This is a genomic window from Sodalis sp. RH15, assembly GCF_047324255.1.
Lineage (GTDB): Bacteria > Pseudomonadota > Gammaproteobacteria > Enterobacterales > Enterobacteriaceae > Acerihabitans > Acerihabitans ligni.
Genome location: NZ_CP178738.1, coordinates 4,394,723 through 4,419,217 on the forward strand (window position 1 = coordinate 4,394,723; position 24,495 = coordinate 4,419,217).

The following is a 24,495-nucleotide window of genomic DNA, read 5'->3' on the forward strand; positions in this document are numbered from 1 at the left end:
CCTGTATGACTACACGTAAAGTACTGGCCAACGCCATCCGGGCATTAAGCATGGATGCGGTGCAAAAAGCCAATTCCGGCCACCCCGGCGCGCCGATGGGCATGGCCGATATCGCCGAAGTCCTCTGGCGAGACTTTCTGCAGCACAATCCCGCCAATCCGAAATGGATGGACCGGGATCGTTTCATCCTCTCCAACGGCCATGGCTCGATGCTGCTTTACAGCCTGCTGCATCTTACCGGCTATAACCTGCCGATGTCCGAACTGCAAAACTTCCGCCAGCTGCACTCCAAAACGCCGGGCCATCCGGAATACGGCTACACCGATGGCGTTGAAACCACCACCGGCCCCCTGGGGCAGGGCATCGCCAACGCGGTGGGTATCGCCATCGGCGAACGTACCCTGGCGGCGCAGTTCAACCGTCCGGGCCACGACATCGTCGATCATTATACCTATGTCTTTCTCGGTGACGGCTGCATGATGGAGGGGATCTCCCACGAGGTTTCCTCTCTGGCCGGCACCATGAAACTGGGCAAGCTGGTGGCGTTCTACGACGACAACGGCATTTCCATTGACGGCCACGTGGAGGGCTGGTTCACCGACGATACCGCCAAACGGTTTGAAGCCTACGGCTGGCACGTGGTGCGCGGCGTGGACGGCCATGACAGCGACGCGGTAAAGAGCGCCATTGAACAGGCCAAGGCCGTTACCGACAAACCCTCGCTGCTGATGTGCAAAACCGTTATCGCCTTCGGCTCGCCGAACAAGGCCGGTACCCATGGCGCCCACGGTGCGGCGCTGGGTAACGACGAAGTAGCCGCCACCCGCCGGCATTTGGGCTGGACCTCGCCGCCGTTTGTTATCCCGCAGGAAATTTACGACGCCTGGGACGCCAAAGCCGCCGGCGCCGCCCGCGAGGCCGCCTGGAACGAAAAATTCGCCGCCTACGAACAGGCCTACCCGGAGCTGGCGGCGCAGTTCAAGCGCCGCACCGAGGGTCGACTGCCCGATGACTGGCAGCGGCAAAGCCAAGCCTATATCGAAAAGCTACAGGCCAACCCGGCCAAGATAGCCAGCCGCAAGGCATCGCAAAACGCCCTGGAAGCATACGGTCCGCTGCTGCCGGAGCTGTTGGGCGGTTCTGCCGATCTCGCCCCCAGCAATCTGACTATTTGGTCGAAGTCGGTTCCCCTGGCGGAGGATCCGGCGGGCAACTATATCCACTACGGCGTGCGCGAGTTCGGCATGACCGCCATCGCCAACGGTATCGCCCATCATGGCGGCTTCGTGCCTTATACCGCCACCTTCCTGATGTTCGTGGAGTACGCCCGCAACGCGGTGCGTATGGCGGCCCTGATGAAAGCACGGCAGATTATGGTCTATACCCATGACTCTATCGGCCTGGGGGAGGACGGCCCAACCCATCAGCCGGTGGAACAACTGGCCAGTCTGCGTCTGACGCCGAACATGAGCACCTGGCGGCCCTGCGATCAAGTGGAAACCGCGGTGTCCTGGCAGCAGGCCGTTCAGCGCCATAACGGCCCCACCGCGCTGATTCTTTCCCGGCAGAATCTGGCCCAGCAGGAACGTACGCCGCAGCAGCTGTCGGATATCGCCCGCGGCGGCTATATCCTCAAAGATGCCGACGGCGCCCCTGAGCTGATTATCATCGCCACCGGTTCGGAAGTCGAACTGGCGGTATCCGCCTGGGAAAAGCTGAGTAAGGAAGGCCGGAAGGTGCGAGTGGTATCGCTGCCCTCCACCGATGTATTCGACCTGCAGGATGCGGCATATCGCGAAGCGGTGCTGCCGGGTGCGGTATCGGCGCGGCTGGCCATTGAAGCCGGTATCGCCGATTACTGGTATAAATATGTGGGATTGAAGGGGGCCATCGTCGGTATGACCACGTTCGGCGAATCGGCACCGGCCGAGGCGCTGTTTGAAGCGTTTGGCTTTACCATTGAGAATGTCATGGAAAAAGCCCGCTCCCTGCTGCATTAAGGCGCTATGCCACCGCGCCCCGCAAGCTTTCAGCCAGATACTCGGCCCACAGGCCGGCTATCCACTTCACCCCCTTTACGGTGAAGCGCGTCTGGGAAAAGGGATGGCGGCTTTCACTGGTGCCGGTATGGACTTCAAAACGTCCGGCATCCAGGTGCTGCCGATGAGGGGTCAGCACGCCGCCTAGGCGGTACATGATTTGGCGCTCCAGCAGGAACCGCCGAAAATCCGCCTCTTTGACCTTCAGCAGCTTGCAAACCTGGCGAAAGCCCATAGCCTCTTCCACCACGACATAGCGATCAAAAAAATCCGCTTTCGGCGCGATGAGGGCCACACGCCTTTCCAGGGCCTGGCGCCGCTCATACTCCTCGGCCCAGGCACGGGCGGCCAGCGCCGGATTGGTAAAATCGGGCAGGTCGTGCTGCAACTCCCGTTCATGCCAGCGGTCGAGGACCAACGGCGTGAAGGCCGGGGACAAACGCGCGATGACCATCAGCGAATCCCTCTTGTTCAACTGATATTCCTGACGGATTTTCCCCTCCCGCTGATAGTCCGATGTACATAACGGCTGGGGGAATCGCCGGCTGGTTTCCAGGCTTTTGATCAGGCGCGTCACTTCGCCATGAGGGGTCCCGGTCAAGTCGGCCAGTTCACGGCTGCTCATCGAGACCGTTTGATGAAGGGTTTCAAAACCCGCTGCGGATATCTTCATCTCGTTCACCACTTAGTGTCGGAAAGCTACAGCTCCTCATAGGGAGTTGATTAAATATACAACACTACTGTGTATTTATCCAGCACTACGTTACATGTTCAGGTAATCCCTGTGCATTGTCCATGGGTGCCAAGCGCAGGCACCGAGGGCTTTACGGGCTATAACGCACAGGTTTGATCCTGTTTGAACAAGGTATTGATAGCGATTTACCCAATCATCAGTCAGACAATAATCCCAACGGGACGCTGATTTATGCCTTTAACCACCCTTTTAATTGGGCATGCTGCAACAGCATGATGGTTTTTCCGTCCCGGATGCGTCCGTCCCGCACCATTGCCAGGGCTTCGCCAAAGGTCAATTCCACCACCTCAATATCCTCGTCCTCAATGCCGCCGCCCTCATTATCGCGGCTGGACTCGTCATATTCAGCGGCGAAGAAATGCACAATTTCGGTTACGCCTCCGGGAGACATATAGGCGGAGAACAATTTCTCCACTTTACCCACGGCGTAACCGGTTTCTTCTACCGCCTCGCGCCGGATGCACTCTTCCGGCGAATCGTCATCCAGCAAACCGGCGCAGGTTTCCAGCAGCATCCCGGTGGGATTGCCGTTCATATAGGTAGGCATACGGAATTGCCGAATCAGCACCAGCGTATTTTTCAGGCTGTTATACAACAAAATAGTGGCGCCATTGCCCCGGTCATAGACTTCGCGCATCTGCTGTACGGCGGTGCCGTCTTTTTTTTGCAGGCTGAATACCAATTTGCGCAGGACGAACCAGTGATCGGATAACAACTTATTTTCCAGTATTTTAATATTTAACGGCATAGCGCCCTCTATAATCCGACAGAATGCGATGTAAGTGTGATCGGGATCATAACTCAATGTCCAGCATAGACGGGAGCGATTCACGGCAAAAATCATCAACCGGGTTGAGTAATATAAGAAATAATGGCTTTACCGGGCGGGTATTAGTGACGAAGGAAGATAATGTGCGTTGATCACTTTTTTACACTATCTCCTTTTTTTCTCCACGTTTTCTCACGTACTAACGCGTAAAGTACTACGGCGATGGCGCCTCGCATGCATGTCGCCTCACAATAACAGACCAGTCGCCTTGAGGTTTAGATTGAATGGCTAACTTTTTTATTGATCGCCCGATTTTCGCCTGGGTTTTGGCAATCATTGTCTGTTTAACCGGTACATTGGCCATTTTTACGCTGCCGATCGAGCAATATCCCAAATTGACGCCCCCCACCATCCGCATCACCTCCAAATATCCCGGTGCTTCCGCCAAGACGCTGGAAAATACCGTCACGCAAATTATCGAACAAAATATGACGGGCCTGGATAATTTGCTTTATATGGCGTCCCAAAGCAGTAACTCCGGACAGGCCACCACCACGCTGACGTTTGAGGCGGGGACCAATCCCAACGAAGCCATGCAGGAAGTGCAAAACCAACTGCAGGTTGCGCAGCACCGCTTGCCCCAGGCGGTTCAGACCCAGGGGATTACCGTCACCAAAACCGGCGACAGCAACCTGATGATGATAGCGTTTGTGTCCACCGACGGCTCCATGAACAAAGCCGATATTGCGGACTATATGGTGAGCCATCTGCAGGAACCCCTTAGCCGGGTCAACGGCGTGGGCGAAATCGATGCCTACGGTTCGCAATTCTCCATGCGTATCTGGCTAAATCCGGACAAGCTAAACAGTTTTCAACTCACTACCGACGATGTCGTGACGGCCATCGAGTCGCAAAACAGCCAGGTGGCGGTGGGTCAGCTCGGCGGTACGCCATCGGTGGACAAGCAGGCGCTGAACGCCACCATAAACGCCCAGTCGCAGTTACAGACCCCGGAGCAGTTTCGCGCCATTACCCTTAGGGTTAACAGCGACGGTTCGGTGGTTACCCTTGGCCAGGTGGCGGATATCGAGCTGGGCTCGGAAAACTACGATTACCTCAGTACCTATAACGGCATGCCCGCCGCCGGCATGGGGGTGAAACTGGCCTCCGGCGCCAATGAGCTGGAAACCAACGTCAATGTCAAAAAGCGGCTGGCGGAGCTGGCTCCCTACTTTCCACGCGGTTTGAAAGCCGAAATCGCCTATGAAACCGCCCCCTTCGTCACCGCCTCCATTGAAGATGTGGTGAAGACCTTGCTGGAAGCCATTCTGCTGGTATTCCTGGTCATGTACCTGTTCCTGCAGAATTTCCGCGCCACGTTAATTCCCACCATCGCCGTGCCGGTGGTGCTGCTGGGCACCTTTGCCATACTGGCCTCCTTCGGTTTTACCATCAATACCCTGACCATGTTCGCCGTGGTATTGGCCATCGGCCTGCTGGTGGACGATGCCATCGTGGTAGTGGAAAACGTGGAACGGGTAATGAACGAGGAACATTTATCGCCGCGGGACGCCACCCGAAAATCCATGGGACAAATCCAGGGCGCCCTGGTGGGGATCGCCTTGGTGCTGTCGGCGGTGTTTGTGCCCATGGCGTTTTTCGGCGGCACCACCGGGGCGATTTACCGGCAATTCTCCGTGACCATCGTCTCGGCGATGGTGCTCTCGGTTTTGGTGGCCCTGATTTTAACTCCCGCCCTGTGCGCCACGCTGCTAAAACCGGTGAAAAAAGAGGATCACCACGAGAAGAAGGGCTTCTTCGGCTGGTTTAACCGCTGGTTCGACAAAGGGGCCAACCGTTACCAGCGCGGCGTTACCAATATCCTCCAGCGCAGCGCCCGCTGGCTGCTGCTGTATGCCCTTTTGCTCGGCGGCATGGTGCTGCTGTTCCTGCACCTGCCCACCTCGTTTCTGCCCACGGAAGACCTCGGGGTATTAATGGCCCAGGTGCAGCTTCCCACCCAGGCCACCCAGCAACAGACGTTAAAAGTGGTGGGCAAGGTAGAACAGTATTTCCTGACCAAGGAAAAGGACAACGTCCTGTCGGTATATTCCACTATCGGCACCGCGCCTGGGGGCAACGGACAAAACGTCGCGCGGATGTTTATCCGGCTAAAACCCTGGGATGAGCGGGCCAGCAGTTCGACGCGCTCCGCCGCCGCCATCATCGAACGGGCCACCAAGGCCTTCGCCAAAATCCCGGAAGCCCAGGTGCTGGCCAACAACCCGCCGGCCATCTCCGGTCTGGGCAATGCCGCCGGCTTTGATATGGAACTGGAAGATCATGCCGGCCTGGGGCACGCTCAGCTGATGGCGGCTCGGGATGAGCTGCTGGCCAAGGCCAACGCCTCGCCTCTGCTTACCCGTATGCGGCATAACGGTCTGGATGACAGCCCGCAGCTGCAAATCGATATCGATCAGCGCAAAGCGCAGACATTGGGCGTTTCCATTGATGATATTAACGACACGCTGCAAACCGCCTGGGGGTCGACCTACGTTAATGACTTTATCGATCGTGGGCGTATCAAACGCGTTTATGTGCAGGCGGCGGCGGAATACCGGATGTTGCCCGGCGATATCAACCACTGGTATGTCCGCAACGGCAGCGGCACCATGGTGCCCTTTTCCGCCTTTGCCACCTCGCATTGGGAATATGGTTCACCTCGTCTGGAACGCTATAACGGCCTCTCCTCGCTGGAAATCGTCGGTGAGGCCGCCGCGGGCGTCAGTAACGGTACGGCGATGGATCTGATGGAAAAACTGGTGGCGCAATTGCCCACCGGCTTTGGACTGGAGTGGACGGCAATGTCCTACCAGGAACGCCTCTCCGGCTCGCAGGCGCCGGCGCTGTACGCCATCTCCCTGCTGGTGGTATTTCTGAGCCTGGCGGCGCTGTATGAAAGCTGGTCCATTCCTTTCTCGGTCATGCTGGTGGTGCCGTTGGGGGTAATCGGCGCGCTGCTGGCCACCTGGCTGCGCGGTCTGGAAAACGATGTTTATTTCCAGGTGGGATTACTCACCGTTATCGGCCTGTCGGCGAAAAACGCCATATTGATTGTCGAGTTCGCCAATGAGCTGCATATCAGAGGCCAGGGGCTGGTGGAAGCAACGCTGCACGCTTCGCGCATGCGCCTAAGACCCATCCTGATGACCTCGATGGCTTTTGTCTTCGGGGTCATGCCGATGGCGCTCAGCACCGGCGCGGGGTCCGGCAGCCAGCACGCGGTGGGGACCGGGGTTATCGGCGGCATGCTTTCCGCCACCATCCTGGCCATCGTGTTTATCCCGCTGTTTTTCGTTTTGATTCGCCGGCGCTTCCCGTCCCATACGCAGCCGCATCCCGAGTCAAACATTCAGCTGTTAACGGAAAGCAGCGAGCATCCGGAGCCGTAAGCTGAAAAGGCGTGGACGTAGAAATGATAAAGGCCGCTCCGATGGGGCGGCCTTTATTCTAGAGATGTTATTTTCAAGGTGTTCAAAATTACATAAATATAAAATTGGGGCCTTGTTTTCGGCATATGTTTACTTGCGTAACATTGCTTCAATAAAATCTTTCCAGTTACCTAACTCTGTATCAATCATACCTGCCTCTCTGTTCTTGTGCGCTTATTATACAAATACGCCGTGAAAAGAGAAGAGCCGCCGGGATAATTTTAGTATATTTCTCGAGCTGCTTCACAAAACGAATTTGCATATTAGAATTAATGCACTATCCTGATGCATTTTCATCATCCAGGTTACAGAACATATCACTACGGGTTAAGACTATGCTGCCGCAAACCCCATTGGCCGGTCAGCGTCAGCGCGTATCTGCCGGGCCTGGCACCGCCTTTCCCGATAAAAAACAGCGGGAGTGTCTACATTGGCCCGATAAATCTCAGGCATTTGCCCTAAGGCGGTTTTATTAATATTCCTAATCGAATGCCAAATTTACGCGTTTTTATTAACAATACACAGCATTAATGAAAGTTATTTCCTCTTCCGATTGCCGCAGCGGCCGATTTATGCGAAAAGCGACAATTATATACCCCTTCCTTTTTATTACCTGATTAATAACACCACCGGCCCCCTGGTCGAAAATATCATTATATTTAATAAGGTCATTAGCGGGATTATGCCTGATGTAGGAATTAAATCAGTTTAAAACCCTGGTTATGACAATGAGCGGAAGGCTATTGTCCTGGGAAAGACGTCTCCCCATTGACCGTCCAAAGCCGAGAGGTTTACCCTTGTCTGGATTCATACTCCGTTTTCACGCATTATGAAGGTCATTCTGATAAAGGTAGCCTTTCCCCATGCATGAGCAAGATGTCTCATTAACGATCTACGGAATCAAAAACTGCGATACGATGAAAAAGGCCCGACGCTGGCTCGACGAGGCGCAGCTTCCCTACCGGTTTCATGATTACCGGGCCGACGGCGTAACCGGCGAACTGCTGCAGGGCTTTATCCGGCGGACCGACTGGCGAGTGCTGCTGAATACCCGCGGCACCACCTGGCGCAAGCTCGGCGAGGAGCAGCGCAGGCAGGCCGAAGATGCCGCCGGGGCGCTGGCATTGATGTTAAGCCAGCCGGCCATTATCAAACGTCCGGTTTTGCAGCGGCAGGACGGCGCCCTGCTGGTGGGTTTTGACCCGGCGGAGTATCAGAAATTTACCGGCCGGGGGGTGTAATATGGCCTGTCCGGTTCTGGAATTAACCCAACAGCTTATCAGGCGGCCTTCCCTGAGTCCCGACGATGCGGGCTGCCAGGCGCTGCTGATATCCCGTCTTCAGGCTGCCGGTTTCACCGTTGAGCCGATGCCGTTCGGCGATACCCTGAACTTTTGGGCCTGGCGCGGCGAGGGGCGGACCCTGGCCTTTGCCGGCCATACCGACGTGGTTCCGGGCGGCAACGGGGAGCACTGGTTTACGCCTCCCTTCGAACCCGCCCTTCGCGACGGTATGCTATACGGCCGGGGCGCCGCCGATATGAAAGGTTCGCTGGCCGCCATGACCGTGGCCGCCGAGCGCTTTGTCGCCCAGCATCCGGATCATCGGGGACGGCTGGCGTTTCTTGTCACCTCCGATGAGGAAAGCACCGCCGTCAATGGCACGGTAAAGGTGGTGGAAGCGCTGATGGCGCGCGGAGAACATCTGGATTATTGCCTGGTGGGAGAACCTTCAAGCCACCGGCATGTCGGGGATATCGTGAAAAACGGCCGGCGCGGTTCCCTGACCGCCAATCTGGTGGTCCAGGGTATCCAGGGCCATGTGGCCTATCCGCAATTGGCGGATAATCCGGTGCATCGCGCCATACCGGCGCTGAATGAACTGGTATCCACCGTCTGGGATCGGGGCAATGCGTTTTTCCCCCCCACCACGATGCAGATTGCCAATATCCAGGCCGGCAGCGGCAGCAATAACGTGATCCCCGGTGAGCTCAAGGTGCAGTTTAATTTCCGCTTCAGCACCGAGCTGACCGACGGACAAATCCGATCCCAGGTGGAGGCATTGCTGCAGCGCCACGGCCTGCGCTACAGCCTTGACTGGTGGTTATCCGGCCAGCCTTTTCTTACCGCCCGCGGCGAACTGGTGGAGGCGGTGGTCAACGCGGTGGAGCATTACCAGGAATTCACCCCTTCCCTGGAAACCACCGGCGGCACGTCGGACGGCAGATTTATTGCCCGCCTGGGCGCCCAGGTGGTGGAGCTGGGGCCGGTGAACGCCACCATCCATAAAGTGAATGAGTGCGTCAGCGCCGCCGACCTGCAATTGCTGAGCCGAATGTATCAGCGCATTATGGAGCAACTGGTCCTATGATGACCCCGGATATGCTTACCGGCCAAACCGACCGGCATGTGATCCTCCTTTCCGAGGGGCATCGTCTGCAATCGGAGGCCGCGGCCGCGTTTAACGGCCTGCGGCAGGCCGGCAGATTGCAGGGATTCAATCTGCGGCCCGCCAGCAGTTTTCGCGATTTTGACCGGCAATTGGCTATCTGGAATGGAAAATTTCACGGTCGGCGACCATTATTAGATAAAGAGAGCCGTCCGCTGGACAGTCAAAGCCTGAGCGTACCGGAGCGTTGTGAAGCCATATTGCGCTGGTCGGCCCTGCCCGGCACCAGCCGCCACCATTGGGGCAGCGACGTTGACGTTTACGATTCCGATCTGCTGCCCGCCGGCCGCGCATTGCAATTGACCCCGGCGGAGTATCAGCCCGGGGGCTATTTCGCCCCGTTGACCGAGTGGTTAACCGAACATATGGCGGACTATGGTTTTTATCGTCCTTACGCCCGCGATCGCGGCGGTGTCGCCATAGAACCCTGGCATCTGAGTTATCGTCCGCTGGCCTGCCAGGCCGAATGCTTGTTAACGCCGGACATTGTGTCGGCGTCATGGAAAGAGTATGAAGTGGCGGGGTCAACGTGGATTCTTCCGCAGTTACCGGCCATTTTTCGCCGTTATATCGGCAATGTCGATAAGGAGTAATATCATGGAATGGTTGGCGAAATATTGGTGGATCATCTTGATCCTGCTGGCGGGCATGCTGATCTCCGGCATCAAGGAACTGCGCCGGGTGGATGTCAAGCGCTACCTTAAAGACAAGCCGGAGTTGCCGCCCCATCGGGACAATAACGCCAAATGGGATGAGGACGATGACTGGCCGAAAAAGAAATAGTCGCCGGCCGGGGAACCACCAGGACCCTTTAGATATCGCTTACGTCTGCCAGGTAGCCGCCGGGTTCACTTACCCGTCGCCAGATGCCGCAGGCTTTTTCATCCAGCGACAGCAGCGCCGCCGCGGTTTCCTCCCGCCGGCGGATCAATAACGCCTTTTTGCCGGTAACGCCGATGCGGGCCACCATCTCGGCGTCGCCGAGCCGCTGCTCCAACTCGCCGCGCAGGGCCGGCAGCGGCAGCGGGGAGAGCCGCAGCAGACGCAGCAACGCGGCCCGGCAGGCTTCCGGCGGCCGGTGGGCAAAGGCAAAACCGGCCAGATCCCGCCAGTCGCCATCATCCAGTTCCCATCCGCCATCATCAGTCGATAGCCTCTGTGCCCGGGCGAATCTCACCTCTGCCCGCTGCGTCATTCGCTGCCCGGCGGCGCTGAGGGGCAGCAGCGCCATGGCGCTGTAGCATCCGCTGCTGGCCTCAAGACGGGATCCGATATGGACTAACCTAAATCCGGACGCCTGCCAGAATTGCCGCAACTCATCGGTGAGGCCGAAACTCACCGACAGGAAATCCAGGCCGTCTTCCGCCGCCCGCATACGCGCCTGGCGCAATAATTCCCGCCCCACGCCCCGGCGACGGTGAGCGGCGGCCACCGCGATCCGGCTTACCCGGCGGGATAGCAGCTGCGCCGCGGTCCGGATGCCGCCATGAGCCGCCAGGGACTGCGCCACCAGATTGCCCGGCGGGCGACGTCGTCCCGCCCAAACCTCATGGGCCATCTCGGGCGTTAAACCGCCCTCGTCCACCGTCCATAGCCCGCCAATCACTGCATCCTGGCTACGTGCGACAATAAAATGCTGGCCGGGAGCATCCATCAGGCGGCGCAGATCCAGCGGCGAGGTGCGGTAGTGGGCGCCGGTAAGCAAATCGTAAAACGCCCTCAGGGCCTGCGGATGCCGCTCCCAGCTCTCCTGCCCCGGCTCGCTAAAAGACGGCGCGCCGCCATAATATCCGGCTGAACGGTCTTGCGCCGGCTCGTCGCCATGATGATGTAGTGACGGATCTTGCGCCGGCTCGACGCCACCAGGTTCCTGCGGAGCCGGGATGGGCACAGGTCCGGCGGAGTCCGGCGGGTTGCACGATAAGCGAGGGTTGCCGCCGCCGCCGGATGAAACGGGATCCAGCAGCAGCGCCTCCGCCAGCCAGGATTCCAACGGATCGGCGGCGGCCCAGCGCAGCGGCTGTTGTAGTGTCAGACTGTGCCACTGCGGCAGCGAGGCGCAGAACTTCAGCAGAAACCCGCGGCCGGTGCCTTCGTAGCCCTGTACCGTGGTGGTCAGCAAGACCCGTGGAAAATAGCTTATCAGCTGCCGCAATAACGGCAGAGGAATGGCGGCGGCCTCATCCACCAGCAGCCAGTCCGCGGCCGGATGGGTGCGGCAGTGCTCCAGCAGCGCGTCGGGCGAGAAAAACCTGGCCCGGTTCGCCGCGTATTGCGCCAGCACATCGGCGGCCTGCCTGGCCGGGGCCGCCACCCAACAGTGTGCCTTGGTCCCGGCCGCCAGCATGCCGGCCAGGGTGGATTTGCCGCGCCCGCGCGGGGCGGTCAACACATAAATGCCGCTCTGCGCCGCCAGGAGCCGTTCCAGCAGGGCTTGTTGTTCAACCGTCGGTCCACCCTTGGGCGGCTGCCACCGGGGCCGCGCCGCCCACACCGGCAGCGAGGGGGTTTGATGCTGCCTAAACAGCGCCGTTTCATGGCAGTGCTGCAGGCTGTGCTGGAAATGATGAATAAATGAAGGGGTGGCGATAGGCTCGGGCTGTTCGCTCCAGCGCAGGGAATCCCGGTCGGGCAGCAAGGGCCAGTCATCCCAGGGGGGGGTGAGCAAAACCAGCCAGCTGCCGGCGGTGAGCATCCCGGCCAAGGCCGCCAGGGCGTCCGCCGCCAGACCGGTGCGGGCGTCGAAGACCCCATGCTGAAACTCGCGTCCCAGCAGGGATTTAATGGCGGCCGGGGTAGTCGTGATACCGGCGCCGTCTTCCGCCCGGCCAACCCAAAGCCAATCGCCGGGCAACAGCAGGCGCAGCTCGCGGACCAGCGAAGCGCTCCAAAGCGGGTCGCCGCTTAATACCAGCAGCCGCCGGATGCCGGAACGGCGCATGGATGCCGCGGTCTCGGCCAACCAGTCCGCCATAGCAGGCGACAGGCCGGGCATATCAATGTTTGCCAATCACTAATGACAAAAGACCGGCGGCAATCAACGGGCCTACCGGCACGCCGCGCAGCAGCGCCACCCCAAGTACCGTGCCCACCAGCAGGCCGGCCACCACCGAAGGCTGGCTCGACATCAGGGAAACACCGCGGCCGCCCAGCCAGGAAACCAGCACCCCGATCAAAATGGCCAGCAGGGATTTCCAATGCAAAAAAGAGTGCATGACGCTGCTGGCGGAAATCGTGCCGCTGGCTATGGGGGCCATAACACCGATGGTCAGGATGATAATACCGAGGGTCAGTCCCTGCTTTTCCACCCAGGGAAAAAAATGGCTCAACGGGGTCAGACGAACGATAAGCAAGAACAGGATGGCCACCGTGACGGTGTTGTTATGGCTGATAATGCCCAGTGCCGCCAGCGCCAGTAAAATCAGTAGCGTCGGATCCAAAAAAGTCATGAGAATTTCATCCCGGATTATCATTCAGGGCAAAACGCCGCCAGCGCGGCGGCAACGGCCCGTCACTCTTGCTCTCCCGCCCGCCGGCGGGTCTGTTTATGCCGGTACACGCCGGGGGAGCGCGGGGCTCAACGCGCCGGCGGTACCATTACGCCGCCTCACAGAGGTAGAGGGAAACGATTGCGTGTCAGTCCAGTTCAACGCCGATACGGTGTGCGACTTCCTCATAGGCTTCAATCACGCCGCCCAGACTTTGACGGAAACGATCCTTGTCCATCTTATTGAGAGTGGCTTTATCCCACAAACGGCTGCCGTCCGGTGAGAATTCATCACCGAGCACCACCTCGCCCTGGAACAAACCGAATTCCAGCTTGAAATCCACCAGGATCAGGCCCGCATCGTCAAAAATCTTGCTTAAAACGTCATTGGCCTGATAGGTCAACTGCTTCATACGGGCCAGATGCGCTTCGCTCGCCCAGCCGAAGGTGGCGCAGTAAGATTCGTTAATCATCGGATCGTGCATGGCGTCGTTCTTCAAAAACATATCGAACAGCGGCGGATTGAGGATCTCGCCTTCTTTGATGCCCAGACGTTTCACCAGGGATCCGGCCGCGCGGTTGCGCACGACGCACTCTACCGGAATCATGGATAATTTTTTAACCAGTACCTCGGTATCCGACAACAGGCGGACCATTTGCGTGGGAATACCGGCTTCGGCGAGTTTGGTCATGATAAAATAGTTGAATTTATTATTAACCAAGCCCTTACGCTCGAATTGTTCAATACGTTGGCCATCCAATGCTGACGTATCATTGCGGAATTCTAAAATCAGCAAATCCGGATCCTGGGTGGTATAGACCGTTTTCGCCTTTCCGCGATACAACTCAGCTAACTTTTGCATCTTGATTCACTCCAATTGCAAATAACGCTTAACGATAAAAAAAGGGGCGCCGGCCCCTTTTTTGGATTAGTGGGTAGACGACTTGCTGAGAGCCGCCTGGAATACCTGCACCAGGGCGTCGTTTTGCGACTGGGTGAGGGTATGGCCTTTGGGATCGGTAAACTGCAGGGTGCTGCGGTTGCCCAGATCTCCCACCTGCAGCTTGTAATCGCCGTTAACCAGGCCGGGGTCTTTGGCGCCCAGGTCATCCCAGGTACCGCTGCTCGGAGAATCATAGGTGACGGAGATGGTCCCCAGCGGACGGCTGGTATCCTTCACCTTCATGCCGATCTTATCCAGCGCCGACGGCAGATGCTGCCACACCACCGCATAGGATGAGCGCACCACCAGCAGCGGCAGACCGGAGTCATCCGCCCCGCTTTCAACGCTTAAATCGGCGGTCTGGCCGGATATCCGGCTCTTGTCCTGATCCTCGTTGAGCTGTTCGAGCCCCTGCGCCACGCTGTTCAGCATCGACACGGTGTAACGCTGGACCATGGCCGGCGCCGCCACCGGGTTGTTTTGCTGTTCAAGCGCCAGTGACTTAACCATCAGCGAGGTTTGATAACCCTCGGTACGCAGGCTCACCTGGTAGCGGCCGCGATATTGCACATCCTCGTCGGCACGGGACCATTGCACCCAATCGGTGTTTAATGTCTGGTCGGCGTCCTGGCGGGAGGCGATGGTGTAGCCCTTGCTTTGCACCACACCCACGACCCGCGACCACAAATCCCGGGCCTGAGCGCTGTTTTCAATCTGGATGACCGCGGTATCGCCGCTATACTGCGAACGGGAACCGTCCAACAAAGCCAATGGCTGCGCCGGCGGCCGGACATCCAGTTCCTTGCCTACCTGGCCTTTCAGCGATCCGGGGGGTACTTCGTAATCCCCGTTCTCAACGGGCAGAATCATACCGGATGGACTGTTAAGCGCGCTAAGTGCCGGTGCCTGCAGGTAATCTTCATTGCCGTTTACCTGACGTTTATAACGCTGATCGCTGGTACAGGCCGCAAGCAGCATGAACAACGACGCGCCCACCACTTTTGCCACCACCGACTTTTGTAATGAATAAGCCATCAATTCTCCCTAACAGAGTTACAGCAAACCGGCATCCGTTAACGCTTGTTCAACAACACGGCTATCATTCTCGGTCAGCGGCGTCATCGGCAAACGTAACGTATCGGTTGCCATTAATCCCAATGCTTTACAGGCCCACTTAACGGGAATTGGGTTGGATTCTATAAATAATTTCTGATGCAACGGCATCAGGCGCTGATTCAACCGGCGCGCTTCAAGAAAATTGCCCTGCGCCGCCAGCGCGCACATTTGCGCCATTTCGCGGGCGGCGACGTTCGCCGTGACGGAAATCACGCCCCTGCCGCCCAGTTGCATGAAGTCCAGCCCAGTGGAATCGTCCCCGCTGAGCAGGATAAAATCATCATCAACCAGCTCTTGGATCTGGCTGACACGGTTTAAGTTCCCCGTGGCTTCTTTTACCGCGACGATATTTTTAATTTTGGACAAACGCGCAATCGTGGGCGGCAACATATCACAACCGGTACGCGACGGCACATTATACAGGATTTGCGGCAAGTCTGTGTGTTCGGCGATCGCCTTGAAATGCTGGAACAGGCCTTCCTGGGTCGGTTTGTTGTAATAAGGCGTCACCGTCAGGCATCCCACCACGCCGCTGTTGTTAAAACGCTGCGTCAGGCAAATCGCTTCCGAGGTTGAATTGGCGCCGGTGCCGGCGATCACCGGGATGCGGCCGTCGCTCAGTTCCAAGGTCCGCATCACCACTTCGCCATGCTCATCGTGGCTCAGGGTGGATGACTCGCCGGTGGTGCCGACGGAGACTATCGCCGACGTTCCGCTGGCGACATGATAATCGATTAATTTTTTTAAACTCGCCCAATCGACGGCACCCTTGTCATCCATTGGTGTAACCAGTGCAACTATGCTTCCCGTAAACATTGACCATCCCCTCCACAAACAGGTTATTCATGGTACTTTTGTCACCTATCCAAAAGCAAGCAAACATCGGTCATGTAAGCCCTTGGCAGCAGGTTTTTTTTAGGGTTACCATGTAAATCACATCTCGCTGGACAGGAAGCGCAATTTTGCCGCAGCAACAACAACATTATCTGGTCATCACCGCGCTGGGCACCGACCGTCCCGGTATTGTCAATACCATCACCCGGCATGTCAGCGGGTGTGGCTGTAATATTGAAGATAGCCGCCTCGCCATGCTGGGGGAAGAATTCACGCTGATCATGTTGTTATCCGGCAGTTGGAACGCCATCACGCTTATCGAATCCACCCTGCCCCTCCAGGGTGTCGACCTGGATTTGCTTATCGTGATGAAACGAACCGTCGCCAGTGAACAAAAAGAGACGCCCACCACGGTCTGGGTTAAGGTGGAAGTGGAGGATTCCCCCCACCTGATTGAGCGTTTTACCGATTTGTTCGACAGCCATCATATGAATATCGCCGAGCTGGTTTCCAAAACGCAGCCGGCTCAGGGTGAACATCCGCCGCGGCTTTATATCCAGATTACCGCCCATGGCTCGTCGGATCGGCCGGTGGGAGAGATCGAAGATACGTTTCATCAACTCTGTACAGAACTGAATGCGCAAGGCAGTATTAGTGTTGTGAATCATCCAAAGAATTAATAGATAGATGGAGTATTGCAATGACGCCACTGAAAGCCGGTGATACTGCGCCGAAATTTAGCTTGCCCGATCAGGACGGTGAACAGGTTAGTCTGACCGACTTCCAGGGACAAAAAGTATTGGTTTACTTTTATCCCAAGGCCATGACCCCTGGCTGTACCGTGCAAGCCTGCGGGCTGCGTGATAATATGGACGAACTGCATAAATCGGGCGTGGAAGTTCTCGGCATCAGCACCGACAAACCGGAAAAGCTGTCGAAATTCGTTGAGAAAGAGCTGCTTAATTTCACCCTGTTGTCCGATGCCGATCACAGCGTGGCCGAAGAATTCGGCGTATGGGGTGAAAAATCCTTTATGGGTAAAACCTATGACGGCATACATCGCATTAGCTTCCTGATCGGACTCGACGGCAAGATTGAGAAGGTGTTCGACGACTTCAAAACCAGTAACCATCACGATATCGTGCTGGCCTACCTTAAAGGCGCCTGATTCATCATGCCGGCCATGATTGTCCGGCCTGCGGGCCGGTCAGTGCTTGCCGGCGCGAAAAAAAGCCAGAACGCTTAGTTGCCGTCGCTGTCAAAGACTGTATCGCTACGGCTCAGGTAGAGGATGGAGTTTATGCTACCAAGGATGAAAAACAGCCTTATCGCCGGCCTGCTGGCCGCCATGGCCCTGACCTATTGCCCGTTTCTGTTGGCTGATGATTCGGACCAGCTGCCCGATATGGGCACCACGGCCGGCAGCACGCTGAGCATCGGCCAGGAAATACAGATGGGGGATTTTTATGTCCGTCAGTTGCGCGGCAATTCGCCCCTGATTAACGACCCCCTGCTCGAGGCCTATATCAACCATCTGGGCAACATTCTGGTGTCCCATGCCCATTCGGTGAATTTCCCGTTTCACTTCTTCCTGATCCGCAACGACGAACTGAACGCCTTTGCCTTTTTCGGCGGCAACGTGGTGGTGCATTCGGCGATATTCCGCTATACCGATAACGAAAGCCAGCTAGCCTCGGTGCTGGCCCATGAAATATCCCATGTGACCCAGCGCCACCTGGCGCGCGCCATGGAAGATCAAAAACGCAGCGCGCCTCTGACCTGGGCCGGCGCGCTGGGGTCCATATTGCTGACCATGGCTAACCCGCAGATGGGCATGGCGGCGCTCAGCGGTACCCTCGCCGGGACGCAGCAGGGAATCATCAGCTTTACCCAGGGCAACGAGCAGGAAGCGGATCGCGTCGGCATTCAGGTGTTGCAGCGCTCCGGTTTTGATCCGCAGGCCATGCCTGATTTTTTGCAAAAGCTGGCGGACGATACCCATTATTCCACTACCCCGCCGGAAATGCTGTTGACCCACCCCCTGCCGATGAGCCGCCTGGCGGATATCCGCAACCGGGCCAACCAGATGCGGCATGTGGTGATGGATTCGTCACAGGACTTTTATCTGGCCAAGGCGCGGATTCTCGGCATGTACAGCACCACCAACAACGTTCTGGGGGACGACACCCTCACCCACTGGAAAAAGGGCAACGCGCGTCAGCAAATCGCCGCGCAATATGGTGAAGCGGTGCTGTTTCTAGAGGCGAAAAAATACGACGATGCCCGCCGATCCCTGCAACCGCTGCTCAGCAAACAGCCGGCCAGTATCTGGTTCGTGGATTTGATGACCGATATCGACCTGGCGCAGCAGCGCGCGCCTCAGGCCATTGCCCGGCTGGAGGCGCTGGTAAAGGTACAGGACAATTCCGCCAATCCGGTTTTGCTGCTTAATCTGGCGAACGCTTACGTGGAAGGCCATCGTTATAATGATGCCATCCATCTTCTTAACCGTTACACCTTCAATCATCAAGACGATACCAACGGCTGGGATCTCCTGGCGCAAGCCTGCGCCGGCTTGGGAATGAGGGATCAGGAACTGGCGGCGCGCGCGGAAAGCCTGGCGCTGAACGGCCAGCTCGATCAGGCCGTCCGGGCATTAAGCAATGCCAGCTCGCTGGTGAAATTGGGCAGTCTGCAACAGGCCCGTTACGATGCCCGGATCGATCAGCTGCGGGATTTGGAAAAACGCTTCAAGCCTTACCAGAAATCCTGAGGGCAGGACGCCCTGAGCTTGTTGACAAAATGCCCGGTCGGAACAGGCTGCCAGATCGTAAACACGCCGTGAATACATCCTTGTAGGCTCGATCCGCGCCATCCTTGGCGCGGACGGTTTACTCTTCCGGCAGCCTGTCCCGCCTTGTTGACTCCAAATACCTTTATCGGCAGTCTGAGGGCGGGACGCCCTGTGGTTATCGACGGTTCGGGCGCCGTTGAGCGCCGCCTTTATAAATGCAAAATCTCTTTGACAAAGGGAATGGTCAGCTTGCGCTGGGCACTGATGGAAGCGTGATCGAGCTGATCCAGGGTTTGTGACAAGGTCCGCATATCCCGCTCCAGCCTTTTAAGCAGAAAACGGCTGACGTCTTCCGGCAGCTCGAAACCACGCAGTTTGGCCCGCAGCTGCAGGGCGGCGCCTTTCTCCTCGTCGGACAAAGGCTGAAGCCGGTAGATTTGTCCCCAATCCAGACGCGAGGCCAAATCCGGCAGGTTCAGTTTCAGCTGGCGCGGCGGGCAGTTGCCGCTGATGATGAGACGGGTTCGCCCGGTTTCCTGTATCCGGTTGTAGAGATTGAAAATAGCCATTTCCCAAGGCTCGTCACCGGCGATGCATTCAATATTATCAATGGTGACCAGCGCCAGTTGCTCCATGCCGTCCATCACCTCCGGCACGAACCAGGTCCGTTTATCCAGCGGCACATAGCCGACGGCTTCCCCGCGGCCGGAGAGTTCGGCGCAGGCGGCGTGCATCAAATGGCTGCGCCCGCCCCCCGTGCGGGACCAGAAGTAAAGATAACTCCCGTGCTCTTCGGTTAACATGCTGTGCAATGCCGCCAGCAGCGACAGATTTTCACCCGCATAAAAGCTGGCGAACGTTTCGTCATCTGGCAGATAAAGCGGTAAAGAGAGTTGTGCCGGCGTAGTCAGAATTACCTCAATGCAAACAGGCAGGATAACAGGTTTAGTTTAACATAAAATTCAAAAGGGGATAATATGGAAAGGATGGCTTGGCAAAGTTAATTTGCCTGATACATAATCCGTTTTTCCATAAGTAACTAGAAATCTTTTTTTATCATAACGCTCATTGGGAACGGCAAACCTCGTTTGTTCCGTGACAGGAGAGGCTTATCGTTCCCATGGGGTATTAATGGAATTGAAGTTTTTTTAAAACCATCCGATTAGCTATTTCAATGAATATTGCAGGGAGTAAAGAACATGAAACATCAGCCGTTGGAGTGCTCGGAAATCATAAATAACTTAAACAATCAGACCACATCGGCCGGCGCCCCGCCGTTATTAACGGTATTAATTATCCGGCTTGCCTACGTGAGCGGACATAGCAGGGAAGAGGTTGCCGCACTACTGCTTAAGCCGTATAAACAAGGGTTTATCAATACGAATGATGCTGAAATTATTACCCGGCATTTCCCGTTTTTAGAAAAGGTCGCCCTGAAACTGGATTTGATTAATTATACTATTACATTAATGGCCGCTTATATGGAAATAGAGGTGGCTTATGCCAAAGGAATAATCCTGCCAAGAAATATAGTGACGGATATTATGACAAGTTATCATTAATGGTCAGTCTGATAAAAGAATGAGTAATGTTTTATTCGACGACGGGCGAACGTAATGCCGTCAAGATACTGCATGCGTTCATGCGTTTCTGCCGGTAGCGGCGACGTAGCTCATAAAGCTTTATTTCCGGCACCGCCGGTGGGCTAATCCTTTCCTGCACCGCGGCAAGATGCCGCTCCAGCGGAAAATCAATATCAGGACAGGCGCGCTCCCTTCAACATGTCCGCTTCACGCGCGGCGATCGCGGGCCTACCGCGCCATGGGGCACTTCGGCCGCCGCCGGACGGCGGCTTCGGCCCCATTGTCACGGTCTCCCTTTAACACGTCCGCTTCACGCAGGGTGATCGCGGGTCTAGCGTTCCGGCTTTTCCAGATTGGCGGCGTCAAGGACCGGCGTGCTGTCAGCGTCGATTATCACTTCTTCACCGCGGACCAGGGTAATCACCTTGAATAGCAGGCTCAAGCCGATACCCACGACGGTAGCCAGGGCCATGCCCTTCAGTTCGGCGGCGCCGATATGTATTTTCGCGCCGCTGACGCCGATAATCAGGATGACCGAGGTCAGGATGAGATTTTGCGGCTTGTTATAATCCACTTTCGATTCAATCAGTACCCGGATCCCCGAGGCGGCAATCACCCCGTACAGCAGCAGCGAGACGCCCCCCATCACCGGGACCGGCACCGCCTGGATCGCCGCGGCAAGCTTGCCGATACATGACAATAGGATGGCGAATATCGCCGCGCCGCCGATTACCCAGGTGCTGTAAACCTTGGTGATGGCCATGACGCCGATATTCTCGCCGTAGGTGGTGTTGGGGGTGGAGCCGAAAAAGCCTGAAAGCATGGTGGAAACGCCATTGGCGAACATTGAACGATGCAGGCCGGGATCGCGCAGGAGATCGCGCTTGACGATATTGGCGGTGACCACCAGATGGCCGATATGCTCGGCAATCACCACCAGCGCCGCCGGCAGGATGGTCAGAATGGCCACCCATTCAAAACGCGGTGTGTAAAAGGTCGGCATGGCAAACCAGTGCGCGGCCGCCACCGGCGATAAGTCCACCGCGCCCATAAACCAGGCCAGGGCATAACCCGCCAGTACCCCGATAAGGATCGGGATAATCGCCAGGAAACCGCGGAACAGTACGGACCCCAGCACCGTCACCGCCAGGGTCACCATGGAAATGATGACGGTGGAGTGATCAACGCTTGCCCCGTCGGCAGGCAGTAGCCCCGCCATATTGGCCGCAACGCCCGCCAGTTCCAGGCCGATAACCGATACGATGGCTCCCATCGCCGCCGGCGGGAATACCACCTCGATCCAGCCGGTGCCGGCCACTTTGACAATCCATGCCACGATGCAAAACAGCGCGCCGCAGGCGATAAAGCCCCCGAGGGCCGATTCGTATCCCATCGGCAGCAGCAGCAGCACCGGCGATATAAAGGCAAAGCTTGACCCCAGATAGGCCGGGATTTTTCCTTTGCAAATGAACAGATACAGCAGGGTGCCGATGCCGTTGAACAACAGCACGGTGGCGGGATTGATTTTGAATAAAATCGGCACCAGGACGGTGGCGCCGAACATGGCGAACAGGTGTTGTAAGCTCAATGGGATGGTTTGCAGCAACGGCGGGCGTTCATCCACTGCGATGGCGCGACGGGTCATGTGAGTTCCTCAATTTAAAATCAAAAAAAACCGACCCTTCCGGTCGGCTTGATGTTATTTGGTACCGAATAACTTATCGCCCGCATCGCCGAGGCCCGGCATGATGTAGCCTTGCTCGTTGAGGCCCTCGTCAATGGCCGCCGTGTAGAGTTCAATATCGGGATGCGCCGCTTCCAGCGCCGCCAGCCCTTCCGGCGCCGCCACCAGTACCAGCACCTTGATAGCTTTGCAGCCGGCCTTTTTCAGCAGATCGATTGTGGCAATCATCGAGCCGCCGGTGGCAAGCATAGGATCCACCACCAGGGCCATGCGCTCGTTGATATCCGACACCAGCTTTTGAAAATAGGGCACCGGCTTGAGCGTGGTCTCGTTGCGGTAGATGCCCACCACGCTGATACGCGCGCTGGGGACGTTTTCCAATACGCCGTCCATCATGCCCAGGCCGGCGCGGAGGATAGGCACGACGGTAATTTTTTTGCCCTTGATCTGATCGATTTCAACCGGACCGCACCAACCCTCGATGGTGACTTTTTCAGTCTCGAGATCGGCGGTTGCCACATAGGTCAGTAAACTACCCACTTCCGATGCCAATTCGCGAAAACGCTTGGTGCTGATGTCATTTTCACGCATTAAACCAAGCTTGTGTTTAACGAGCGGGTGTTTTACTTCAACGATCTTCATCATTACTCTCCCCAGGAAGCATTGAACGGTCAAAAAAATCGCGAGATTATAACCCCTTTTTTTTGCCGCGCCCTATGAAAATAGCTGATCCCGATCAATGGATTATTAAAATTCACTATAGACAATGAAAAGCCAAATGGTTTGACAACACCACTCGCAAACGTTTGCCCGCGCTGTTAGAATTGCCCGCGCCCTATTTAAACCGCAACATATCATCTCCGTGGGGATCTTGCAGTGACCGAAAAAACCTCTCTCAGCTATAAAGACGCAGGTGTGGATATCGATGCCGGCAACGCATTGGTAGACCGCATTAAAGGTGTGGTGAAACAGACGAAACGTCCCGAAGTCATGGGCGGGCTGGGTGGCTTCGGTGCGCTGTGCGCGATACCGCAGAAATACCGCGAGCCGATTCTGGTTTCCGGCACCGACGGTGTCGGCACGAAACTGCGTCTGGCGATGGATCTGCAACGTCACGATACCATAGGTATCGATCTGGTGGCGATGTGTGTGAATGATCTGGTGGTGCAGGGAGCCGAACCGCTGTTTTTCCTTGATTACTTCGCTACAGGAAAACTGGATGTGGATACCGCCGCCCAGGTCATCACCGGCATCGCGGAGGGCTGCAAGCAGGCCGGCTGCGCGCTGGTGGGGGGCGAAACGGCGGAAATGCCCGGCATGTACCACGGTGAGGATTATGATGTCGCCGGTTTCTGCGTCGGCGTGGTGGAGAAATCAGAGATCATCGACGGCAGTAAAGTCCGGGCGGGGGATACGCTGCTGGCTCTGGCTTCCAGCGGTCCCCACTCCAACGGCTACTCCCTGGTGCGTAAAATTCTGGAGTTCAGCCAGACCGATCCGCTGCAAACGCAGCTTGAGGGCGCGCCTTTGGCGGATCATCTGCTGCAGCCTACCCGCATCTACGTCAAGGCGCTGCTGCAGCTTATCGCCCAGACGGAAATCCATGCCATCGCCCATCTTACCGGCGGCGGTTTTTGGGAGAACATCCCCCGGGTATTGCCGGCGGATACCCGTGCGGTGATTAACGAAAGCAGCTGGCAGTGGCCGGCGGTATTCCATTGGCTGCAGCAGGCCGGCAACGTAAGCCGCCATGAAATGTACCGCACCTTTAACTGCGGCGTCGGCATGGTGATAGCGGTTCCGGCCGAGAGCGCGGACAGCGCGCTTGCTATGCTGGGCGCCCTGGGGGAAACCGCCTGGAAGCTGGGGGAGATCGAACCCCTTACCGGCGAGGACCGGGTGATCATCCGCTGATGAAAAAGATTGTCGTGCTTCTCTCCGGCGAAGGCAGCAATCTTCAGGCGGTAATGGATGCCTGCCGGGACGGTAAAATTCCGGCGCGGATCGCCGCGGTGTTCAGCAACCGCGCCGATGCCTACGGATTACAGCGCGCCGCCCAGGGAAGCCTGCCGGCCCATGCCCTTAATCCCGGCGATTATCCCCATCGGGCCGCCTTTGACCTGGCGTTGATGGAACGCATTGATGAACACCGGCCGGACGCGGTCATCCTGGCGGGTTATATGCGTATCCTGTCGCCGGCGTTTGTCAGCCATTATGCGGGCCGGCTGCTGAATATCCACCCTTCCCTGCTGCCGCGCTATCCCGGCCTGCACACCCACCGCCAGGTCTTGGCCAACGGTGATGCTGAACACGGCACGTCAGTGCACTTCGTCACCGAGGAACTGGACGGAGGGCCGGTGATTTTGCAGGCGAAGGTGCCGGTGTTTCCGGACGATAATGAAGCGGAGCTGGCGGCGCGCGTCAAAACCCAGGAACACGCCATTTATCCCCTGGCTATCCGTTGGCTGCTGCAGGGCCGCCTGGAATTGCGGGACGGCATGGCGCGGTTGGACGGGCTGCCGTTGCCGCCGGCCGGCTACGCGGCGGATTAG

Annotated in this window: 23 protein-coding genes; 12 read left to right on the top strand and 11 right to left on the bottom strand. The window is 57.2% G+C overall.

Annotated features, from left to right (window positions below; all coding sequences use genetic code 11):
- The first annotated feature begins 5 nt into the window (after positions 1-5).
- Entirely contained in the window at positions 6-2,000 is a 1,995-nt protein-coding gene (gene tkt, locus ACL2XO_RS19975) for a transketolase (protein ID WP_413725182.1), read from the top strand.
- 4 nt (positions 2,001-2,004) lie between these two features.
- On the opposite strand, the gene ACL2XO_RS19980 is transcribed toward tkt, so the two are convergent.
- Together ACL2XO_RS19980 and nudK are read right to left on the bottom strand one after the other, a co-directional pair.
- Entirely contained in the window at positions 2,005-2,712 is a 708-nt protein-coding gene (locus ACL2XO_RS19980; RefSeq protein WP_413741353.1) for a phage antirepressor KilAC domain-containing protein, read from the bottom strand.
- Between the two features lie 250 nt (positions 2,713-2,962).
- Positions 2,963-3,541, bottom strand: a complete 579-nt coding sequence (gene nudK / locus ACL2XO_RS19985; protein ID WP_413741354.1) for a GDP-mannose pyrophosphatase NudK — start codon at positions 3,539-3,541, stop codon at positions 2,963-2,965.
- A gap of 305 nt (positions 3,542-3,846) precedes the next feature.
- On the opposite strand from nudK, the gene acrD reads away from it, so the two are divergent.
- Entirely contained in the window at positions 3,847-7,014 is a 3,168-nt protein-coding gene (gene acrD / locus ACL2XO_RS19990) for a multidrug efflux RND transporter permease AcrD (protein ID WP_413741355.1), read from the top strand.
- Positions 7,015-7,143: 129 nt separating this feature from the next.
- Here the strand turns inward: acrD and ypfM are convergent, their stop codons facing one another.
- Positions 7,144-7,203, bottom strand: coding sequence for a protein YpfM (ypfM, locus tag ACL2XO_RS19995; protein ID WP_132928056.1), 60 nt, complete (start codon positions 7,201-7,203; stop codon positions 7,144-7,146).
- A 713-nt stretch (positions 7,204-7,916) separates the two neighbouring features.
- Here ypfM and ACL2XO_RS20000 point away from each other — a divergent pair.
- From ACL2XO_RS20000 to ACL2XO_RS20015, 4 genes are read left to right on the top strand one after another with little or no spacing between them, the layout of a single operon-like run.
- Positions 7,917-8,294 carry an ArsC family reductase gene (locus tag ACL2XO_RS20000; RefSeq protein ID WP_132926994.1) on the top strand — a complete coding sequence of 126 codons (378 nt, stop codon included), beginning with the start codon at positions 7,917-7,919 and terminating at the stop codon, positions 8,292-8,294.
- Position 8,295: 1 nt separating this feature from the next.
- The gene (dapE, locus tag ACL2XO_RS20005) at positions 8,296-9,423 is read left to right on the top strand and encodes a succinyl-diaminopimelate desuccinylase (protein WP_132926992.1); all 1,128 of its coding nucleotides are present in this window, start codon (positions 8,296-8,298) and stop codon (positions 9,421-9,423) included.
- Positions 9,420-10,094 carry a M15 family metallopeptidase gene (locus tag ACL2XO_RS20010; protein WP_413741356.1) on the top strand — a complete coding sequence of 225 codons (675 nt, stop codon included), beginning with the start codon at positions 9,420-9,422 and terminating at the stop codon, positions 10,092-10,094. Before dapE ends, ACL2XO_RS20010 begins: the two co-directional genes overlap by 4 nt.
- 4 nt (positions 10,095-10,098) lie before the next feature.
- Complete coding sequence (locus tag ACL2XO_RS20015) at positions 10,099-10,284, top strand: YpfN family protein (RefSeq protein ID WP_132926988.1); 186 nt, start codon at positions 10,099-10,101, stop codon at positions 10,282-10,284.
- Positions 10,285-10,312: 28 nt separating this feature from the next.
- Here ACL2XO_RS20015 and ACL2XO_RS20020 read toward each other — a convergent pair whose 3' ends face one another.
- The 5 genes from ACL2XO_RS20020 to dapA all read right to left on the bottom strand — a co-directional run bounded on the left by ACL2XO_RS20020 (position 10,313) and on the right by dapA (position 15,864).
- On the bottom strand, positions 10,313-12,475 hold the full coding sequence (locus tag ACL2XO_RS20020) for a tRNA(Met) cytidine acetyltransferase TmcA (RefSeq protein WP_413741357.1): 2,163 nt from the start codon (positions 12,473-12,475) through the stop codon (positions 10,313-10,315).
- Between the two features lie 22 nt (positions 12,476-12,497).
- Positions 12,498-12,950: a DUF441 domain-containing protein gene (locus tag ACL2XO_RS20025; RefSeq protein ID WP_132926985.1), complete on the bottom strand. Its 453-nt coding sequence runs from the start codon at positions 12,948-12,950 to the stop codon at positions 12,498-12,500.
- Positions 12,951-13,137: 187 nt separating this feature from the next.
- Complete coding sequence (gene purC / locus ACL2XO_RS20030; RefSeq protein WP_203523651.1) at positions 13,138-13,851, bottom strand: phosphoribosylaminoimidazolesuccinocarboxamide synthase; 714 nt, start codon at positions 13,849-13,851, stop codon at positions 13,138-13,140.
- Positions 13,852-13,917: 66 nt separating this feature from the next.
- Positions 13,918-14,967: an outer membrane protein assembly factor BamC gene (bamC, locus tag ACL2XO_RS20035; protein ID WP_132926981.1), complete on the bottom strand. Its 1,050-nt coding sequence runs from the start codon at positions 14,965-14,967 to the stop codon at positions 13,918-13,920.
- A gap of 18 nt (positions 14,968-14,985) precedes the next feature.
- Positions 14,986-15,864, bottom strand: a complete 879-nt coding sequence (gene dapA, locus ACL2XO_RS20040) for a 4-hydroxy-tetrahydrodipicolinate synthase (protein WP_132926980.1) — start codon at positions 15,862-15,864, stop codon at positions 14,986-14,988.
- 146 nt (positions 15,865-16,010) lie between these two features.
- On the opposite strand from dapA, the gene ACL2XO_RS20045 reads away from it, so the two are divergent.
- From ACL2XO_RS20045 to ACL2XO_RS20055, 3 genes are all read left to right on the top strand, one after another.
- Entirely contained in the window at positions 16,011-16,562 is a 552-nt protein-coding gene (locus ACL2XO_RS20045; protein ID WP_413725187.1) for a glycine cleavage system transcriptional repressor, read from the top strand.
- Positions 16,563-16,582: 20 nt separating this feature from the next.
- Complete coding sequence (bcp, locus tag ACL2XO_RS20050; RefSeq protein ID WP_132926976.1) at positions 16,583-17,050, top strand: thioredoxin-dependent thiol peroxidase; 468 nt, start codon at positions 16,583-16,585, stop codon at positions 17,048-17,050.
- A 132-nt stretch (positions 17,051-17,182) separates the two neighbouring features.
- Positions 17,183-18,655: a M48 family metalloprotease gene (locus tag ACL2XO_RS20055; protein WP_413725188.1), complete on the top strand. Its 1,473-nt coding sequence runs from the start codon at positions 17,183-17,185 to the stop codon at positions 18,653-18,655.
- 230 nt (positions 18,656-18,885) lie between these two features.
- Here the strand turns inward: ACL2XO_RS20055 and hda are convergent, their stop codons facing one another.
- Positions 18,886-19,599, bottom strand: coding sequence for a DnaA inactivator Hda (gene hda / locus ACL2XO_RS20060; RefSeq protein WP_413726985.1), 714 nt, complete (start codon positions 19,597-19,599; stop codon positions 18,886-18,888).
- Between the two features lie 276 nt (positions 19,600-19,875).
- Here hda and ACL2XO_RS20065 point away from each other — a divergent pair, with 276 nt between their 5' ends.
- Positions 19,876-20,238, top strand: coding sequence for a hypothetical protein (locus ACL2XO_RS20065; protein ID WP_413725189.1), 363 nt, complete (start codon positions 19,876-19,878; stop codon positions 20,236-20,238).
- A gap of 352 nt (positions 20,239-20,590) precedes the next feature.
- Here the strand turns inward: ACL2XO_RS20065 and uraA are convergent, their stop codons facing one another.
- On the bottom strand, positions 20,591-21,904 hold the full coding sequence (gene uraA, locus ACL2XO_RS20070) for a uracil permease (RefSeq protein WP_132926969.1): 1,314 nt from the start codon (positions 21,902-21,904) through the stop codon (positions 20,591-20,593).
- 54 nt (positions 21,905-21,958) lie between these two features.
- Positions 21,959-22,585 carry a uracil phosphoribosyltransferase gene (gene upp, locus ACL2XO_RS20075; RefSeq protein ID WP_132928055.1) on the bottom strand — a complete coding sequence of 209 codons (627 nt, stop codon included), beginning with the start codon at positions 22,583-22,585 and terminating at the stop codon, positions 21,959-21,961.
- A gap of 234 nt (positions 22,586-22,819) precedes the next feature.
- On the opposite strand from upp, the gene purM reads away from it, so the two are divergent.
- Together purM and purN are read left to right on the top strand one after the other, a co-directional pair.
- On the top strand, positions 22,820-23,857 hold the full coding sequence (gene purM, locus ACL2XO_RS20080; RefSeq protein WP_413725190.1) for a phosphoribosylformylglycinamidine cyclo-ligase: 1,038 nt from the start codon (positions 22,820-22,822) through the stop codon (positions 23,855-23,857).
- The gene (gene purN / locus ACL2XO_RS20085; RefSeq protein ID WP_413725191.1) at positions 23,857-24,495 is read left to right on the top strand and encodes a phosphoribosylglycinamide formyltransferase; all 639 of its coding nucleotides are present in this window, start codon (positions 23,857-23,859) and stop codon (positions 24,493-24,495) included. Before purM ends, purN begins: the two co-directional genes overlap by 1 nt.

Bases quoted from the DNA above. Each gene is read 5' to 3' on its own strand.
- uraA (WP_132926969.1), bottom strand. From the start codon at position 21,904: ATGACCCGTCGCGCCATCGCAGTGGATGAACGCCCGCCGTTGCTGCAA.
- bcp (WP_132926976.1), top strand. From the start codon at position 16,583: ATGACGCCACTGAAAGCCGGTGATACTGCGCCGAAATTTAGCTTGCCC.
- dapA (WP_132926980.1), bottom strand. From the start codon at position 15,864: ATGTTTACGGGAAGCATAGTTGCACTGGTTACACCAATGGATGACAAG.
- upp (WP_132928055.1), bottom strand. From the start codon at position 22,585: ATGAAGATCGTTGAAGTAAAACACCCGCTCGTTAAACACAAGCTTGGT.
- ACL2XO_RS19980 (WP_413741353.1), bottom strand. From the start codon at position 2,712: ATGAAGATATCCGCAGCGGGTTTTGAAACCCTTCATCAAACGGTCTCG.
- acrD (WP_413741355.1), top strand. From the start codon at position 3,847: ATGGCTAACTTTTTTATTGATCGCCCGATTTTCGCCTGGGTTTTGGCA.
- nudK (WP_413741354.1), bottom strand. From the start codon at position 3,541: ATGCCGTTAAATATTAAAATACTGGAAAATAAGTTGTTATCCGATCAC.
- ACL2XO_RS20025 (WP_132926985.1), bottom strand. From the start codon at position 12,950: ATGACTTTTTTGGATCCGACGCTACTGATTTTACTGGCGCTGGCGGCA.
- purN (WP_413725191.1), top strand. From the start codon at position 23,857: ATGAAAAAGATTGTCGTGCTTCTCTCCGGCGAAGGCAGCAATCTTCAG.
- dapE (WP_132926992.1), top strand. From the start codon at position 8,296: ATGGCCTGTCCGGTTCTGGAATTAACCCAACAGCTTATCAGGCGGCCT.
- ACL2XO_RS20015 (WP_132926988.1), top strand. From the start codon at position 10,099: ATGGAATGGTTGGCGAAATATTGGTGGATCATCTTGATCCTGCTGGCG.
- purC (WP_203523651.1), bottom strand. From the start codon at position 13,851: ATGCAAAAGTTAGCTGAGTTGTATCGCGGAAAGGCGAAAACGGTCTAT.
- ACL2XO_RS20000 (WP_132926994.1), top strand. From the start codon at position 7,917: ATGCATGAGCAAGATGTCTCATTAACGATCTACGGAATCAAAAACTGC.
- ACL2XO_RS20010 (WP_413741356.1), top strand. From the start codon at position 9,420: ATGATGACCCCGGATATGCTTACCGGCCAAACCGACCGGCATGTGATC.
- ACL2XO_RS20020 (WP_413741357.1), bottom strand. From the start codon at position 12,475: ATGGCGGACTGGTTGGCCGAGACCGCGGCATCCATGCGCCGTTCCGGC.
- ACL2XO_RS20055 (WP_413725188.1), top strand. From the start codon at position 17,183: ATGCTACCAAGGATGAAAAACAGCCTTATCGCCGGCCTGCTGGCCGCC.
- ACL2XO_RS20065 (WP_413725189.1), top strand. From the start codon at position 19,876: ATGAAACATCAGCCGTTGGAGTGCTCGGAAATCATAAATAACTTAAAC.
- bamC (WP_132926981.1), bottom strand. From the start codon at position 14,967: ATGGCTTATTCATTACAAAAGTCGGTGGTGGCAAAAGTGGTGGGCGCG.
- tkt (WP_413725182.1), top strand. From the start codon at position 6: ATGACTACACGTAAAGTACTGGCCAACGCCATCCGGGCATTAAGCATG.